The 15,691-nt window shown below is 58.1% G+C and carries 17 protein-coding genes; 3 read left to right on the top strand and 14 right to left on the bottom strand.

Features of this window, described 5'->3' with window-relative positions; translation table 11 throughout:
* Nucleotides 1–441, top strand: coding sequence for a hypothetical protein (locus EQV96_RS18315; RefSeq protein WP_095000868.1), 441 nt, complete (start codon nt 1–3; stop codon nt 439–441).
* A gap of 599 nt (nt 442–1,040) precedes the next feature.
* On the opposite strand, the gene EQV96_RS18310 is transcribed toward EQV96_RS18315, so the two are convergent.
* The gene (locus tag EQV96_RS18310) at nt 1,041–1,379 is read right to left on the bottom strand and encodes a YceK/YidQ family lipoprotein (protein ID WP_095000867.1); all 339 of its coding nucleotides are present in this window, start codon (nt 1,377–1,379) and stop codon (nt 1,041–1,043) included.
* 441 nt (nt 1,380–1,820) lie between these two features.
* Here EQV96_RS18310 and EQV96_RS18305 point away from each other — a divergent pair, with 441 nt between their 5' ends.
* Nucleotides 1,821–2,000 (top strand): hypothetical protein, encoded by a 180-nt coding sequence (locus EQV96_RS18305; RefSeq protein WP_095017718.1) that lies wholly within the window; start codon nt 1,821–1,823, stop codon nt 1,998–2,000.
* A gap of 42 nt (nt 2,001–2,042) precedes the next feature.
* On the opposite strand, the gene EQV96_RS18300 is transcribed toward EQV96_RS18305, so the two are convergent.
* Nucleotides 2,043–2,945 (bottom strand): LysR family transcriptional regulator, encoded by a 903-nt coding sequence (locus EQV96_RS18300; protein WP_095000866.1) that lies wholly within the window; start codon nt 2,943–2,945, stop codon nt 2,043–2,045.
* Between the two features lie 119 nt (nt 2,946–3,064).
* On the opposite strand from EQV96_RS18300, the gene EQV96_RS18295 reads away from it, so the two are divergent.
* Nucleotides 3,065–4,345 (top strand): MFS transporter, encoded by a 1,281-nt coding sequence (locus EQV96_RS18295; RefSeq protein WP_095000865.1) that lies wholly within the window; start codon nt 3,065–3,067, stop codon nt 4,343–4,345.
* A 30-nt stretch (nt 4,346–4,375) separates the two neighbouring features.
* Here the strand turns inward: EQV96_RS18295 and gspM are convergent, their stop codons facing one another.
* The 12 genes from gspM to hemE form a co-directional block, all read right to left on the bottom strand.
* Nucleotides 4,376–4,825, bottom strand: coding sequence for a type II secretion system protein GspM (gspM, locus tag EQV96_RS18290; RefSeq protein ID WP_095031380.1), 450 nt, complete (start codon nt 4,823–4,825; stop codon nt 4,376–4,378).
* A complete protein-coding gene (gspL, locus tag EQV96_RS18285; RefSeq protein ID WP_240882231.1) occupies nt 4,822–5,913 on the bottom strand; it encodes a type II secretion system protein GspL in 1,092 nt (363 codons plus the stop codon). The genes gspM and gspL overlap by 4 nt, the downstream gene beginning before the upstream one ends.
* On the bottom strand, nt 5,910–6,767 hold the full coding sequence (locus EQV96_RS18280) for a type II secretion system protein GspK (protein ID WP_095017720.1): 858 nt from the start codon (nt 6,765–6,767) through the stop codon (nt 5,910–5,912). Before EQV96_RS18280 ends, gspL begins: the two co-directional genes overlap by 4 nt.
* Nucleotides 6,767–7,321, bottom strand: coding sequence for a type II secretion system protein GspJ (locus EQV96_RS18275; protein ID WP_240882230.1), 555 nt, complete (start codon nt 7,319–7,321; stop codon nt 6,767–6,769). Before EQV96_RS18275 ends, EQV96_RS18280 begins: the two co-directional genes overlap by 1 nt.
* Nucleotides 7,314–7,682: a type II secretion system minor pseudopilin GspI gene (gspI, locus tag EQV96_RS18270; protein ID WP_095000861.1), complete on the bottom strand. Its 369-nt coding sequence runs from the start codon at nt 7,680–7,682 to the stop codon at nt 7,314–7,316. Before gspI ends, EQV96_RS18275 begins: the two co-directional genes overlap by 8 nt.
* Nucleotides 7,672–8,160, bottom strand: coding sequence for a type II secretion system minor pseudopilin GspH (gene gspH, locus EQV96_RS18265; RefSeq protein ID WP_240882229.1), 489 nt, complete (start codon nt 8,158–8,160; stop codon nt 7,672–7,674). Before gspH ends, gspI begins: the two co-directional genes overlap by 11 nt.
* Before the next feature lie 3 nt (nt 8,161–8,163).
* Nucleotides 8,164–8,604: a type II secretion system major pseudopilin GspG gene (gspG, locus tag EQV96_RS18260; protein WP_095025223.1), complete on the bottom strand. Its 441-nt coding sequence runs from the start codon at nt 8,602–8,604 to the stop codon at nt 8,164–8,166.
* Nucleotides 8,605–8,607: 3 nt separating this feature from the next.
* Entirely contained in the window at nt 8,608–9,819 is a 1,212-nt protein-coding gene (gene gspF / locus EQV96_RS18255; protein WP_095025222.1) for a type II secretion system inner membrane protein GspF, read from the bottom strand.
* A 2-nt stretch (nt 9,820–9,821) separates the two neighbouring features.
* Nucleotides 9,822–11,294 carry a type II secretion system ATPase GspE gene (gene gspE / locus EQV96_RS18250; protein ID WP_240882228.1) on the bottom strand — a complete coding sequence of 491 codons (1,473 nt, stop codon included), beginning with the start codon at nt 11,292–11,294 and terminating at the stop codon, nt 9,822–9,824.
* Nucleotides 11,291–13,204: a type II secretion system secretin GspD gene (gene gspD, locus EQV96_RS18245; protein WP_095020163.1), complete on the bottom strand. Its 1,914-nt coding sequence runs from the start codon at nt 13,202–13,204 to the stop codon at nt 11,291–11,293. Before gspD ends, gspE begins: the two co-directional genes overlap by 4 nt.
* A gap of 9 nt (nt 13,205–13,213) precedes the next feature.
* The gene (locus EQV96_RS18240) at nt 13,214–13,741 is read right to left on the bottom strand and encodes a type II secretion system protein N (protein WP_095000855.1); all 528 of its coding nucleotides are present in this window, start codon (nt 13,739–13,741) and stop codon (nt 13,214–13,216) included.
* A 654-nt stretch (nt 13,742–14,395) separates the two neighbouring features.
* On the bottom strand, nt 14,396–15,463 hold the full coding sequence (gene hemE, locus EQV96_RS18235) for a uroporphyrinogen decarboxylase (protein ID WP_095000854.1): 1,068 nt from the start codon (nt 15,461–15,463) through the stop codon (nt 14,396–14,398).
* Between the last annotated feature and the right edge of the window lie 228 nt (nt 15,464–15,691).

The raw sequence follows: 15,691 nt of genomic DNA, 5'->3' as shown, positions 1-15,691 counted from the left end.
ATGACTTACCTGCTGCGCATTACCTTGATTGCCCTGGCCCTGCTGACCACCGTGTCCTGCACCAGCAAACCCGTGTTCACCCCCGACCGCACATTACATGCCTCGATCAACAGCGACCGTGCGCAAATGCAACAGGCCATCGTCAAGGCCCTGGTCGGGCGCGGCTGGACAGTGCAAAAAATCACCCCGCAACTGGTGCAGGCGCAGATCACCGTGCGCGGGCAATACCACGCTGAAATCGACATTCCGTACAGCGCCGATCACTACCGGATCCAGTACCGCGACAGCAGCGGCCTGGACTACAAGGACGGCAAGATTCACAAGAATTACATTCGCTGGGTGCGCCTGCTGGATCGCGATATCGTGCGCGACCTCAAGGACAATCAGAACGAACGCACGGCCAAACAGCTGTCTGAAGCGGCGCGGGTAAAACCGTTGTAACCATCAGAAACGACAAAGGCGCCTTTCGGCGCCTTATTCACAAACAGACTGGCTTGTCATAGCACTGTGTCTGTCCGGCTCTGTAATGGCTGGTTTCCCAGGATTCTCAGAGTCTCACAAGCCCCTTGCGGGTACGAATGGACTATTACTCGCGCTAAGCGTTCAGGCAACCAGCATGACGCCCGCTTATCGTTTCTGGCCGCTCTTTTACAAGCTCAAAGCGCAGCGGACAGCCGATGTTTACGAATAACCACGATGGCCCTGACCTTGATCATTCCGGCACTTCATAGCCTCTGAAATCACAAATAAGTACGCTGCCTTCTTTCGGTTGATATTGAAGTGACATTGACTGGACCCGTGCTTAAAGAAGCGATTTTGCGCAGCATTACTTTCAAGTTTCCAAGCGTGTTTTATAACTGCGCGTTTCGCAATTCTCGGCCAAACCGCAGCCCCTGCGGGCCATATCTCTTTCATTCGCAGGACATAACCTGCAAAGCCTGAACCGCGATGTAGCGCTGGCGATGGTGCATCTGATCCATCAGGCTAAAACGTCTGTGGATAAGTGACTGGCCCGGTAATACACGCTCCCAAAGCTACAACTATCGGGCGAGAGTGATACTTCCTTCGGTGCTTTGGCGATAAATCGTGTAGGGCAGCACCACCGTGTCAGCAATGGCGGAAGGCACGAAATCCAGAAGCCTGAGTGGTAGCAAGGCAGACGCTGCAATATCTTGTGAAACAGTAGGGGATGGCCCGTGCAGAATACACAGACCGTATGACACGCCACTGTAAACCCGGGGCACGGAATCACAGTAGGTTTTCCACTCTTTAAGATTACGACGCGTTACTTCATCACCACGCAATACCGTATTGGTCGTTCCACAACCGCTGAGTGCCAAGCATAAGCCAGCGAGCACTGCGTAACCTTTATGGGCCATGATCAAATCTCGATGTCAGGGGTTAATAACCTAACGACAAACGTGCACAAAAGGCGATCACCTCCCGGCATCGATTTGTTAAGAGATTTTTCGCCAAGAGGGAATCTTGCGCGCCAACATTTACCGGGCAGCGACGTCCGAGGGTCATATCTCTTTCATTCGCAGGACGCTTCCTAGAGAATCCTTGGGTCTTGCGCCTGTCTCTTTCGATCGCTAGCCTCCGGTACGTCATCCCCCATGGTTGACCGGGCGTGCAAGTCCGATTGAGATTTGAGTATCACCGCCAGAAACTCTGCTTTATGGCGGCTGTACGTGGGAGGTCTTCGGATCTGCCGGGTTTTGCTCCTATCTACCGGTCTTGCACACCCGCGTACAGCTGCCACCCTCTTTGTGTGCAAGCAAATGGTGACAGCTTCCAATTCGTATAGATGGAGGCTCACCATGACTACACACGATCACGAACAAACCCTCGAACACACCGATGAACTGCTGCGCTGCGCCATCGCCACGGCCTATGCGTCGGCCGATAACCTGCAAGGCCTGAACCGCGATGTGGCGCTGGCGGTGGTGCATCTGATCCATCAGATCAAAGCGTCTGTGGATAAGTTGCTGGCTCGCTGATCAGCCCTGCCCTCACCCCAAACCTCTCCCTCCGGGAGAGGGCTAGGGTGAGGGGTGCACCATCTTGCGCGTCAGCAACTGCGCAAACGCGGTCGCCATCGGTGATGAGTGACCCTTGCGCTGCACCAGCCACACCGCCGTATTGGCATCGGTATCCAGCAACGGCCGATAAACCACACCCTTGATACGCATATGCTGGAACGACGCCGGCAGCACCGACACCCCCAACCCCGCCGACACCAGCCCGATAATGGTCATGGCCTCCCCCGCCTCCTGGGAGATATGCGGGCTGAACCCCGCCACCCGCGCCAGGCTGAGCAATTGCGCGTACAAGCCGCTGCCATAGCTGCGCGGGAAGAATACAAAGGGTTCGTCCGCCAATGCCGCCAGTTGCAAACCATCCTCGCTGCCTTCGGCCAGCGGGTGATCGGCGCGAATCACAGCCACCAGCGGCTCGCGAAACAGTTCCACGACATGCAACGAATCCGGCAACGCCAGCGGCCGCATGATCCCGACTTCGATGGACTCATCCACCAGCCCCTCGGCCACTTCGCGGCTGCTCATTTCCTTGAGGTCCAGATGCACCGCCGGGAACGCCTGGCGAAAGGCAAAAATGGCCTGGGGGATACTGGAGTTGAACGGCGCCGACGAGGTAAAGCCAATTTTCAATTCACCCAGCTCACCCAACTGCGCCCGCCGGGCCACGTCGGCGGCTTTGTCGACCTGGGCCAACACCCGCCGCGCCTCCTCCAGAAACAAGCGTCCGGCTTCGCTCAGGGCAACCCGACGATTGGTTCGCTCGAACAGCCGTGCCCCCAATTCCTGCTCAAGCGCCTGAATTTGCTGGCTTAGCGGTGGCTGGGAAATGCCCAGCACCTGCGCCGCCCGACCAAAGTGAAGCTCTTCGGCCACGGCAATGAAGTAGCGCAAATGGCGCAGTTCCATACAACCTCCATTAAGTCGTAAAACCTATTAAACAGGTCGAATTATATATTGGAAAGAATCGTTAGCCGCCTATATTCTTTTGTCATTGCCGTTCGGCTTTACCCCTATTTGAGGTCCCCGTGAAAACTGCCGCTGCACCCCTGGCCCACGAAATCCCGCCGTCCGCGCTGGATGATGTTGTTACCCAACTGAATGATGTATTTATCGAGAAAGGCACGCCGATGTTTATGCGCACGGTGCTGGCCCTGTTCTCGGGTGGGTTCGCAACCTTTGCCCTGTTGTATTGCGTGCAGCCGATGATGCCGGTGCTATCCCATGAGTACGGGATCAATGCCGCTCAAAGCAGTCTGATTCTGTCCGTGGCCACGGCGATGCTAGCCATTGGCCTGCTGATTACCGGGCCCATTTCCGATGCCTTCGGGCGCAAGCCCGTGATGGTGTTTGCGTTGTTTAGTGCCGCGCTGTTTACCCTCCTCAGTGCCCTGATGCCGACCTGGGAAGGTGTACTGATTACACGGGCGCTGGTAGGGCTGTCTCTTAGCGGGCTGGCTGCGGTAGCCATGACCTATCTGAGTGAAGAAATCCACCCGCAGCACATCGGCCTGGCCATGGGCCTGTATATCGGTGGCAACGCCATTGGCGGCATGAGCGGTCGTCTGATCAGCGGTGTATTGATCGACTTTGTCAGTTGGCACACCGCGATGTTGGTGATTGGCGCGCTGGCGCTGGTGGCCGCGGTGGTGTTCGTGAAAATCCTCCCCGAATCGCGCAACTTCCGCCCGCGCTCGATGAATCCGCGCAGCCTGCTCGACGGTTTCACCATGCATTTTCGCGATGCCGGGCTGCCCTGGCTGTTTCTCGAAGCGTTCCTGCTGATGGGGAGTTTTGTCACCCTGTTCAACTACATCGGCTACCGCCTGCTGGCCGAGCCGTACAATATGAACCAGGCACTGGTAGGCTTGCTGTCGATCGTCTATCTGTCGGGTATCTACAGCTCGGCACAGATTGGCGCACTGGCCGACAAACTGGGCCGTCGTCGCGTACTGTGGGCGGTGATTGTGCTGATGCTGGCCGGGATCGCGCTGACCCTGCTCACGCCCATTGCGTTTGTGATTATCGGCATGCTGATGTTCACCTTCGGCTTCTTCGGCGCGCATTCGGTGGCCAGCAGCTGGATCGGCCGCCGGGCAAGCAAGGCCAAGGGGCAGGCGTCGTCGCTGTACCTGTTCAGTTACTACGCCGGGTCGAGCGTAGCTGGCACCCTGGGGGGTGTGTTCTGGCATCTGGCGGGCTGGAACGGCATCGGCTTGTTTATCTCCAGCATGCTGGTGGTTGCCCTGCTGGTAGCGCTGCATCTGGCCCGGCTGCCAGTGCTGCCGGGAAACGCAAAGAACACGTAACTCCCTGCACCTGCGGCTACAGGCACTACCTCAATTCGGGTTGTTGATCTGTAGCCGTGCCTGGAGGCTGGTACCACGTTTTTCCAGACTCAGGCTTTCGAAGCCTGCACCTTCCAGTTCAATACGATTGAGCCAGCCCAGCACCGCAACCGCATCCCCGTTCAGGGAGATGCGTACAACACCGCCATCCATTTCAAACTGCTCAACGCTCAACCCGGAGTCTGCGGCACTGTCGCTCAAACGCGAGACCAAGGGCTGTTCAGCACCCCTGGCAATGGATCCGGGGCGTGCCTGCCGGACTTCAACTTCGAGTGCCAGCTGCTTGAGGTACAGCGCCCGGGCCGCATCCAGACGTTGTTGAGCCGGTAACCACAGCCCGTAGACGCTGAACACAATCAGTAAAAATACCGCCAGCACACCGCACAACTGGCGGTCTCGAGGCGGCAGGTGCAACCAGCGCTCACGCACAAACGTCTTCATGATTCATCCCTGAGGGTCAGCATGGCCTGCACCCGACTGCCCTGCTGGCTCGCATTGCCCAGCGTAATCGGCAGTGCGCTTTGCACGCCTCGCTCGCGTAATTGCTCAAGCTGGGCAAAGCTGCCGACCGTGAGGTTCAATACCCAACCGATGCTTGCCCGCCACTCCATATGCTGCACTTCGACACTGCTGGCGCCAATCACCTGCTCGGTCAGTTGAAGCAACCGTGCCATATGCCCTCCTTGTGCACCCGTGGCGCGCTGCTGCATTGCCTTGAGTTGTGCGGACAGGTCCACAATACGGGTTTGCGCCGGGTACAGGGTTTTGAACCGCTCCTCGCTCATGACATAAATCCGCGCCGCTTCCCCCTCCAGAAAACTGCTGCGCAGGTGGGTAAACCCCAAGGCCAGCGTGAACATCAGCAGTGCCATTACCCTGAGTCGCCGCCACGGCCAACCCCGCACCTGACGCCGAAACTCACCTTGGAGCAAGTTGATTGCATCTTCCGGGAGTGCGTCCCAGTCAATTTTTCGCGCCGTCAATGCGGTGGGCAAACCGGATTTAACCAACTCCAGCCCCACCAGGGAGACGGCCAGCCGGAATTCAAGCGTCCCGCCAACCAACCAGCGCCCACACCACCATTGCATACATGCTTGATCGCGTGGCAACAGATCCGCATCCACCTGCGCGCTGACGATAGTCAAACCGCGCTCATGGAGCTGGCACAGCAAGGTTCTAAATCGCTGTTTGTGAGTGATCAGCAAGGGATAACGCTGCTGCGTATCCACCGGCCCGACGGCGAAGTGCAGTTCGTCCAGATCATCGGCCAGTTGATCTTCGACGGCAAAAGCCAGGGCCTGTGCGGAGGGCCTACGCTTGCCCGGCCAGGGTTCGGTCAGCACCCAGCTGCACATTTCCATGGGCAGGACCAGTGCGACGTTCCGGCCTTTCAGCCCGGCTGCAGCTTCGCTCAATGAGGTTTCTGTCGGCGACTGAGCATCGTGCCAGACGAATACAGGGGCGTTGTCATAATCAATCTCGACACTGTGGGCAAAACCCTTGGCGGTGAGGTAAAGCCAGCTGTTCATACAAAGGGCTCGCGGTGTCGGGGAGCTAAAAGGCGTCGCTGCAACAAGTGCCATTCGCCGGTATGAGGATCGCGGACCACATCGCTTTCAAGCCGCAAGCGACTTTGCCCAAGGCGCACATCGGTGGTGATCCGAAACCAGCGACTGCTGATGCCCAGACCCGCAGCCTGAACACCCAACCCGATCAGCGCCGGGGTGAACGTGAAATCCTGAACACTGGCATAGCCTTGCAGCGGCCGGGTAGTTACCAGCGCGCGCGCCAGCTCAGGCGTCACGCCTTCCAGCGTCGCAAGGAGAGTGGCAGGCGCAGTGTTTATGTTCAGTACGGCATCCTTGCCCAACAGCACGATCCACGGCTGCATACGCATGTACCACTGGCTGTCGACACCGGGCAGCACACGCAACTGGCTGATATCACTCAAACTCTGGCCCTGCAGTACGCTGGCATCCAGCGGGGTCAATTCAAGCAGGGTTTGCAGGCGCATCCAGCGTTGCTCCATCACATCGCTGGCGGGACCTTTGGCCAATAAGGGGCTGATGTTGAATCGCCCGGCGAGGTCTTCAATTACCACGTCGATTTGTCCATCGTCGATGCGCAACTGTGGCTGGCTGCTGGCCCAGGCCTGGCCAGAAGCAACGGCGACCATGGGGTCGCGGATCAGGGTACGCAAGTGTTCACGGGCCCAGGTCTCGCCCGCAAATGCCAGGGTGCGCAGTTGCAACTGGTGGATCTGCTGGGCACTGCTGTTCAGGGCCAGACGATGGCTGCGCAACATGCCGGCGGTGATCAACAACGCCAGGCTCATCACCAGCAACACGGTGATCAGGGCGATCCCTCGCTGGTTGCGGCGCATCACGTGCCCCCGGGCAATAACAGCACACGGCGCACACCGTCGAAGCGACCCACCGACAGGTTTAACTCCAGGGCGTGCTGCGCAGTTTTGGGGGTAGAAGCACCTGCACTGTGCCAACCCGTCTTGCGATTGAACAACCGCCAGCGCACCTCGCGCACTTCGCCAAGCAGTTTTTGTTGTTGCAGTTGCGCGCCCTCCTCCAGCCCGCGGCTAAAGCGCCAGAGCACACCGTCCTTGAGCTGGTAACTGACATCCTGCACCTCACTGCGCGACAGGCCCAACGGGTTGCGCCAGTTGACGCGGCGCACTTCGAGTTTATCGGGGTACAGCACGACACCCGGGCTTTGGGCTGAACTCTGGGCCTGCAAAACATCGCGTTCGATCATCGCCACCGCCCTCTGCAAGCTGCGCAGGGCCTGCTGTTGTGCCGTGCTGCTGCGCTCGGCACGTACAACTGCGTCAAAGAGTCGCCAGCAGCCAAGGCCCAGCAAGGCGAAAATGGCAATGGCAATCACCAGTTCGAGCAGGGTAAAGCCGGCCTGGGGCTTATTCATGGCTGAACGCCAGCCAGTGGGTCACAGACTGTACCGCATGCTCGCTGCCCGCCGGGCTGACACTCAACTCTACCCGCAGCAGGCCTGTACCGGGCTCGGCCGTGATGCGTCGACTCAGGCGCCAGTCACGCCGGGCATAGGTCACATTGAGGGTTTGTAGCCCCAAGGCCGGAGGAGCAGTTTGCAGCTGCATTTCATTGAGGTGGTTGTCCGCCAGCCATGCGCCCAACAACCTTGCCTCGACCCTCGCACTCTGACCCAGCACATACTGGCAGGCAGACATGACCGCCGCCGCCAGGATGGCAAAGATGGCGAGCGCAATCATGACTTCCAGCAGGGTGAAACCTTTATCAGCCTTCATGGGATGCCTGCGCCACAACAACCAGCGCGTCGCCAAGGCCGTCGCTGACGATACTTCGCCAGCGCCGGGGCGGACTGTCGACGTGCAGACTGAAAGCGGTGTTTTCATCGCTGCTCAACCACATTAACTGCGGTGCTTCTGCCATAGGTATAAGGGGCTGCGAGCGCCCCTCCATAGTCAGGGCAAGGGCCAGCCCGTAAGGCAACTTCACCCGGGCATCAGCCGGCTTCCAGGCATCACGTTCAAAGCGCATCACCTGATAGGCCCCGGGCTCAAGCCGCAGGCCATATTCCCGGCCATCCAGAACCGCTTTCTCGCGTAAACCGTGCATAACGCCCAACAGGACATCGGCTTCCTGTCGAGCGTTGCGGCTGTTGTTGTCACCCAGGCTGATACGCACCATTGAAGCGAGCACACCCACCAGCACAATGACCACCAGCAACTCGATCAGGGTAAAGCCCGACGCCGGCCTGCGCATGGCTCAGTAGCTCCAGTTGCCGATGTCTGCCGCGCTCCCTTCACCGCCGGGTACGCCGTCTGAACCCAAGGAAAACAGATCGTAATCTGTCGAACGGGTACCCGGGCTCAGGTATTGATAAGGCGTGCCCCACGGATCCAGTGGCAGCCGCTTGAGATACCCCTGCGGGTTCCAGTTTTTTACCATCGGGCTGCCGGCCGGGTGCTTGCTCAAAGCCTCCAGGCCCTGCTGGGTCGAGGGGTAGCTGAAGGTGTCGAGGCGATACATTTCAAGGGCTGTGGCAATGGCCTGAATATCAGTGCGCGCAGCGGTCACCTTGGCCTGATCCGGGCGGTTCATAAACTGAGGCACGACAATGGCACCGAGCACACCAATGATGACTACCACAACCATGATCTCAATCAGGGTGAAGCCCCGTTGATTGGGTTTTGAAGTACTGTTCATAGGTCAATTCACCAGTTGATTGAGGCCAAGAATCGGCAAGAGAATGGCCATGACGATCAGCAGCACCACGCCACCCATCAGCACCAGCATGATCGGTTCAAACAGGCTCACTACCAGGGCGATACGGGCGGCGAGGTTTTTTTCCTGTTGCTCGGCGGCCCGCGCCAGCATGCTGTCCAGCTCGCCGGCACGTTCGCCACTGGCAATCAGATGCAGCATCATGGGCGGGATATCACCACTGCGCTCCAGCCCTCGAGCCAGAGTGCCGCCTTCGCGGACTGAGCGGGCAACGTCGAGCATGCGTTGGCGTATGGCCAGGTTGCTGATGACCGTGGCCGAAATTTCCAGGGCATCCACCAGTGGTACGGCACTTTTGCCCAGTATCGCCAGGGTGCTGGCGAACCGTGCTGCTTCCATTGCCCTCAGCACCCCGCCCACCAGCACAAGGTTGAGCAACAGCACATGCCAGCGCAGCTTCAGCCGCGGCTGACGCAGTGCCCAACGGGTCGCGCCGCAGGCAACCAGCAGCACGATAAAAAGCAACGCGCCATGACTGCGCAGACCATTGCTGATGGCGATCATGGCTTGTGTCAAAACAGGTAATGGCTGGCCACTGTTGATGAAGATCTTGACCACGTCGGGTACAACGTAGCCGAGCAGGAAACCGACAATCGAGAACGAAGCAACCAGCAAGATCAGGGGATAGACCAACGCCAGCTGGATTTTCTGGCGCGAGGCCTGACGGGCTTCGGTGTAGTCGGCCAATTGCTCCAGGACGAGCCCCAGGTGCCCGCTGCGCTCGCCTGCAGCGACCGTGGCCCGGAACAGTTCGGGGAAAGCGCGGGGGAACACCGCCAACGTGGTGGCCAAGGCATGACCTTCCAGCACCCGGCTGCGCACAGCCGCCAGTAAATGGCTAACCCGACGCTTTTCACTTTGAGCCGTGACGGCGCTCAAGGCTTCTTCGAGGGGCAGGCCGGCATGGATCAGAGTGGCTAATTGACGGGTGAGCAGCGCCAGATCCGTGCCCCCCAGACGGGTGCCGGACTGCGCATGGCTGTCCTTCTGCCGATTTTTTCTGGCCTCACCCAGATGGCTCAGGCGCAGGCCCCGCTCACGTAAAAGCTGGCGAGCATGGCGGGCACTGTCAGCCTCTTGAAGCCCCCGGCAATTGCGCCCGTTGGCGTCCTGCGCGCGATACTCAAAAGCAGGCATGCTCAGTCCTCCTGAGTGACACGCAGCAGTTCGTCGAGGCTGGTCTGACCGTCAAGCACCCGCCGTTGGCCATCTTGAAACAGCCCGCAGGATAACTTTCGCGCTTCGCGGATCAGTTCCGGCTCGCTGGCGCCCTGATGAATCATCCCGGCCAGGGCCGGGGTGATACTGACCAGTTCGTAGATACCGGTGCGACCGCGATAACCTTGCCGGCAGTGTGTGCAGCCCTGAGCCCGGAACAGGGTCGGCCTGGCCTCAGGGTCAAGGCCAAGCCGTGCCCTGGCGACCGGGTCGGCGGCGTACGGGGTTTTGCAGTCCACACACAGCGTGCGCAGCAGCCGCTGGGCCAATATGCCCACCAGCGAAGACGACAACAGATAGGCATCCACCCCCATGTCTACCAACCGGGTGACGGCGCCAATGGCGCTGTTGGTGTGCAGGGTCGACAGCACCAGATGCCCGGTCAACGAAGCTTGTACGGCGATTTCGGCGGTTTCATGGTCACGGATCTCACCGACCATGACCACGTCGGGGTCCTGACGCAGAATCGCCCGCAGACCTCGGGCAAACGTCATGTCAGCCTTGGTGTTGACCGGGGTCTGGCCGATGCCGGGAAGGTGATATTCCACCGGATCTTCGACAGTCAGAATATTACGGCTCTGGTGATTCAAATGGCTAAGCGCAGCATACAGGCTAGTGGTTTTGCCCGAGCCGGTCGGGCCCGTGACCAGAAAGATCCCATGGGGGCGCGCAAGAATGTGTTGAAACCGACTCAGGGTCTCGGCGGGCATGCCCAGGCACTGGAGATCCAGGTGCCCGGCCTGTTTATCCAGCAGACGCATGACTACCCGCTCACCGTGTGCAGAAGGCAGGGTAGAAACTCGCACATCGACTTCATGCCCGGCCAGACGCAAACTGATGCGGCCATCCTGGGGCACGCGTTTCTCGGCGATATCCAGGCGCGCCATCACCTTGATCCGTGATACCAGCAGACTGGCCAGTTCGCGTTTGGGCCTGAGCACTTCACGCAGTTGGCCATCAATGCGCATGCGCACGGACAGGTAGTGCTCAAAGGTTTCGAGGTGTACGTCCGAAGCCTTCTCACGCATGGCTTCTCGCAGCAGGGCATTGATCAGGCGAATGATCGGGGCATCGCCCTCCTGCTCCAGCAGATCTGCGGTTTGCGGTACTTGCTCGGCCAGGCTCATCAGGTCGAGTTCGTCGTCCAGCCCTTGGGCTACTTGCTCGGCCGCGCTTTGGCCAGCGCTATAGGTGCTGGCCAGCCGCTCGCTGAATTGTGCATCGGTGAGTGTGCTGACCTTTAATTCAGCCGTTGCCCAGCGCTGTGCTTCGGCCAACGCGGTCAATGGTGTGTCGGCACGAAGCAACAGGGTGGCAGGCGTGGATGAGGTGTCCAGCAGCACCCCGAAACGCCGGGCAAAGCCGAAAGGCAAACGCTCACCTGGCGATGTCATGGTCGACCTGCTTCAGGTGGGCGACGGTTATCTTGCGTAGGGGTATCGAACATTTGATGTGCATTGTCGGGCAACAACCGCGAGCTTTTGCCCTTGGGACCGCTCTCATCGAGCTTGCGCAAAGCGTTGTAACGGCTTTCGCTGATTTCACGCAGATCATTCTTGCTGCGCACAATGGTCGGACGCAAAAAAACCATCAGGTTGGTTTTGGTACGGGTGTCTTTGTTCCAGCGAAACAGGGCGCCCAGGTACGGAATGTCTTTAAGTAAAGGAACGCCACTGACCTGGGTTCGAACGCTGTCCTTGATCAGCCCGCCAATCACGATGATTTCCCCGTCTTCGGCCAGGATGGTGCTTTTCAAGGCGCGTTTATTGGTAATCAGATCGGTTGACTCGACACCCTGCAGTGAAGGGGCTATCTCGGAGTTTTCCTGTGCAACTTCCAGACGCATCAAGCTGCCTTCATTGATATGCGGCTTGACCTTTAGGCTGATGCCGATGTCCTGACGCGTCACCGTGGTAAAGGGGTTCTTGGCGTTTTCACCAGAGCCTGTATAGGAGCCAGTTTTGAGCGGCACGTTTTGGCCCACCAGGATCTCGGCTTCCTGATTGTCCAGGGTCAGAAGGCTCGGCGTGGACAACACATTGTTGTTGGTATCGCTGGCCAACGCTGAAACCAGGACGTTGAAACGGTCGTTGCCAACCTGCAGCACGGCACCTTCTGGGAGTTTGATATTACTTTGGGACAACGCACCAATTTGAATTCCGGTGCCCGGGAAGGTAATACCGCCTCTGCCTCTGCCTGCGTTGACACCCCATTGCACGCCGAGGGTTTTCGCAATATCCCCGGAAACTTCAACAATAGCGGCATGGATCAACACTTGTGAGCGCGGCTGATCCAGTTCGCGCACGATATTTTCCAGGGTACGAACCTGCGCAGGCTCAGCCATGATCACCAGTGCGTTCTGGCTTTCATCTGCCGCTACCATCACTTCGCGGGTTGATGCTTTCTGGGTACTGCTCTCCAGGGCCATGTCCTTTTTCAAACCCGGGCTTACTGATTCCAGTACTGCGGCCAATTGCTTGGCATCGCCATAGCGAAGACGCAGCACCCGTGAGTTTTCCTGCTTGATGCTGCCCGGAGCATCGAGAGAGCGGGCCAGTGCACTCAAGCGCTTGCGAGCTGTTTCGTTGCCAATGATTACCACTCGATTGGTCGATGTGTCGGCGATCACTCGACTGTTCGAACCCGCATCCTTTTTGTCCAGCGCTTGCTCCATGATCCTGGCAATGTCGCTGGCCAGACCATGTTTGAGCACAACCACCGAATGGCCGGAACGCGCACCTGAATCCAGCTGGCGAACCATTTCGACAAGGCGCTGCGTATTGGCTGCAGTGTCGGTAATGATCAGCGCGTTGGCCGAAGCAGAAGGCCCGACGTAGCCACTGCTAGACACCAGTGGTCGCAACAGGCCAGCCAGATCGGCCGCGACGCTGCCATTCAGTTCGATGACCCGTGTGACAAAGGCCTCTGCCTCAACCGCTTTCGCATCAGCGCTGCCAGCCCGTGCTTTTGCCTCGGCGGCAGGGATGATCAGTAAACGATCACCTTGGTCAATCACCGAGAAGCCGTGGGCATCGAGCACAGAGTAAAACAAGCGACGTACGCCTTCGCGGTCCAGCTCTTTTTCGGAAATAACCGTGACCCGGCCCTGAACCCTGGGATCAAGAACCACGGTGGCGCCGAGTATCGATGATATTTCCTGCACGACGTCGCGCAGTTCGGCCTCTTTCATCGCCAGTTTCCAGTACTGCTTCTGGGCCCACGCCGGAGATTGCAACAGCAACCCTGCGCACAGCACACAACAGGTAAAAAGAGGGCCGAAAACGAAGGCACCGGGCTTGGTCATGGGCATTTTCTAAAGTTTCCCGGTCGATGGCCGCAGGTAAAAAGTGGTCTCCTGCGAGGTCGTAGCTGGAGCAGTGGATAAGGGCAATACATACTGGTTTGGCGGTTTAAGGGTCAGGTACTCTTCACGCCCATTGCGCCATAGCACCACATGGTCCATCTCGATACGGCGCAGGACACTGCCACCCGGCAAAGGCTCACCTTCCGAGTAGAAACGTGCCGACTGTGCATCGGCCAACAAGGCTTGAGAGGAGCCCTGGCTCGCAACAAAGCTCGCACGCAACTGCAATGGCTCAGCACTCGGTACCCGACGGTCTTGAGTGACAAGCCCGAATAACGTGGCGATCGCTTCAGGCTTGAAAAGCCCGGGAGCCGGAGGATCTGAAACATTCAAGGGTGCGAGTTCCGATTGCATATGGATAGAGTGGCGATACCCTTGTTCTTGCCACACCAAATAACTGCCATAGACCAAGATCAATGCCAGCGACGCCCATACAGATGAAAAGCAGTGTTTGAGTACTTGAATCGAACTGTTCATGACTGTCTCATGACTGAATTGCTCTACCCTGATAAAAAACACCGCTGCGTCAGATGGCAAGTGGATAACTATCAACCTGCACACACATCAACACGCAAATCTCCCTCTAAAAAACAGGCTTAAGCTAAACAGTACCGAACAACTTCACTCCAAAACCCGGCGCCCCCTTACTTAAACAGTCAGGAGCTATCATTGCGACTTGTTTCTAGACCAAGGTAACTTTCCAGCAAGAGCCACACCCGGATCACAATGAGTGGTCTACGGAGCGTATTGCAAGCAGCAGTCCGAATGTAGGGCGGTTATCACTAATACACCCTCAAACTGCGAGCGCTTGAAAGTGCAACAACCAAGAACTCACCCTGGTACATTTATTATTAAAAAACCCAAAGACAACCTTGCCCTGAATAACAGAACGTTGTGCGCAGAATGCAAGCCCGATAACAATAAGCAGCCTTTTATAACACCAAACTTATTTATACAATGGCGAAGGCTGATTTTCACTGGCATGAACAATTATTAATGTAAGGCCAGCCCTCTTGAATCTGTAGGTTTTGTCTCTAACTCCCCTACATTTAGTGTCGGCAGTCATAGTAATGACTACGCAATAAATGAAAATGCCCCGACATGTCGGGGCATTTTTTAATCTGCTGGAGCTTACTGGTGATATTGACCGGAGAACTCATGCACCGCACTGATAAACGCACCGGCGTGCTCGGGTTTTACTTCCGGGGTAATACCATGGCCCAGGTTGAACACATGGCCCGAGCCGTTGCCGTAGCTGGCCAGGATGCGCTTGACTTCGGTGCGGATGGCCTCCGGGTTGGCGTACAGCACGGTCGGGTCCATGTTGCCTTGCAGGGCAACCTTGTTGCCGACACGACGGCGGGCTTCGCCCAGGTCACAGGTCCAGTCCAGGCCCAGTGCATCGGCACCAGCATCGGCGATGCTTTCCAGCCACAGGCCACCGTTTTTGGTGAACAGAATGACCGGCACCTTGCGACCTTCGTGTTCGCGGATCAGGCCGCTGACGATTTTGCGCATATAGGCCAGGGAGAACTCCTGATAGGCCGCAGCCGACAGGTTACCGCCCCAGGTGTCGAAGATCTGCACCGCCTGCGCGCCCGCCAGGATCTGGCCGTTGAGGTAAGACGTGACCGACTGCGCCAGCTTGTCGAGCAGCAAGTGCATGGCTTGCGGGGTGTCGTAGAGCATGGCCTTGGTTTTACGGAAGTCCTTGGAGGAGCCGCCTTCAACCATATAAGTGGCCAGCGTCCACGGGCTGCCGGAGAAGCCAATCAATGGCACACGGCCATTGAGCTCTTTGCGAATGGTGCTGACGGCGTTCATCACGTAGCCGAGGTCTTTTTGCGGATCCGGGATGGGCAGCGCTTCGATGTCGGCCAGGGTGCTGACAACCTTTTTGAAGCGCGGGCCTTCACCCGTTTCAAAGTACAGGCCTTGGCCCATGGCATCGGGGATGGTCAGGATGTCAGAAAACAGGATGGCCGCATCCAGCTGCGGGAAGCGGTCCAGAGGCTGCATGGTGACTTCACAGGCGAATTCGGCGTTCTTGCACAGGCTCATGAAATCGCCGGCCTTGGCGCGGCTGGCGCGGTACTCCGGCAGGTAGCGACCGGCCTGACGCATCATCCAGACAGGCGTTACGTCTACAGGTTGCTTGAGCAAAGCGCGAAGGAAACGGTCATTCTTGAGAACAGTCATGTCAGCATCCGGAAAAAAAGTGGGGGCATTTTCTCAGAGACGGACGCAAAAGGCACGGCAAGTGCCGTGCCTTTTATCTATCGGGTCGATTTGCCGCGGTGGAACGTGCTATTTGGCAACACCGCGAAACAACTGTGGGAGCCGGCTTGCTCGCGATACAGACAACTCGATTGATCAGCAGACCGAGTTGATCCCATCGCGGGCAAGCCCGCCCCCACAGGGAATCGG

This window comes from Pseudomonas sp. TMW22080 (assembly GCF_022496745.1).
Lineage (GTDB): Bacteria > Pseudomonadota > Gammaproteobacteria > Pseudomonadales > Pseudomonadaceae > Aquipseudomonas > Aquipseudomonas bubulae.
This window is presented reverse-complemented; position numbering and strand designations above follow the sequence as displayed.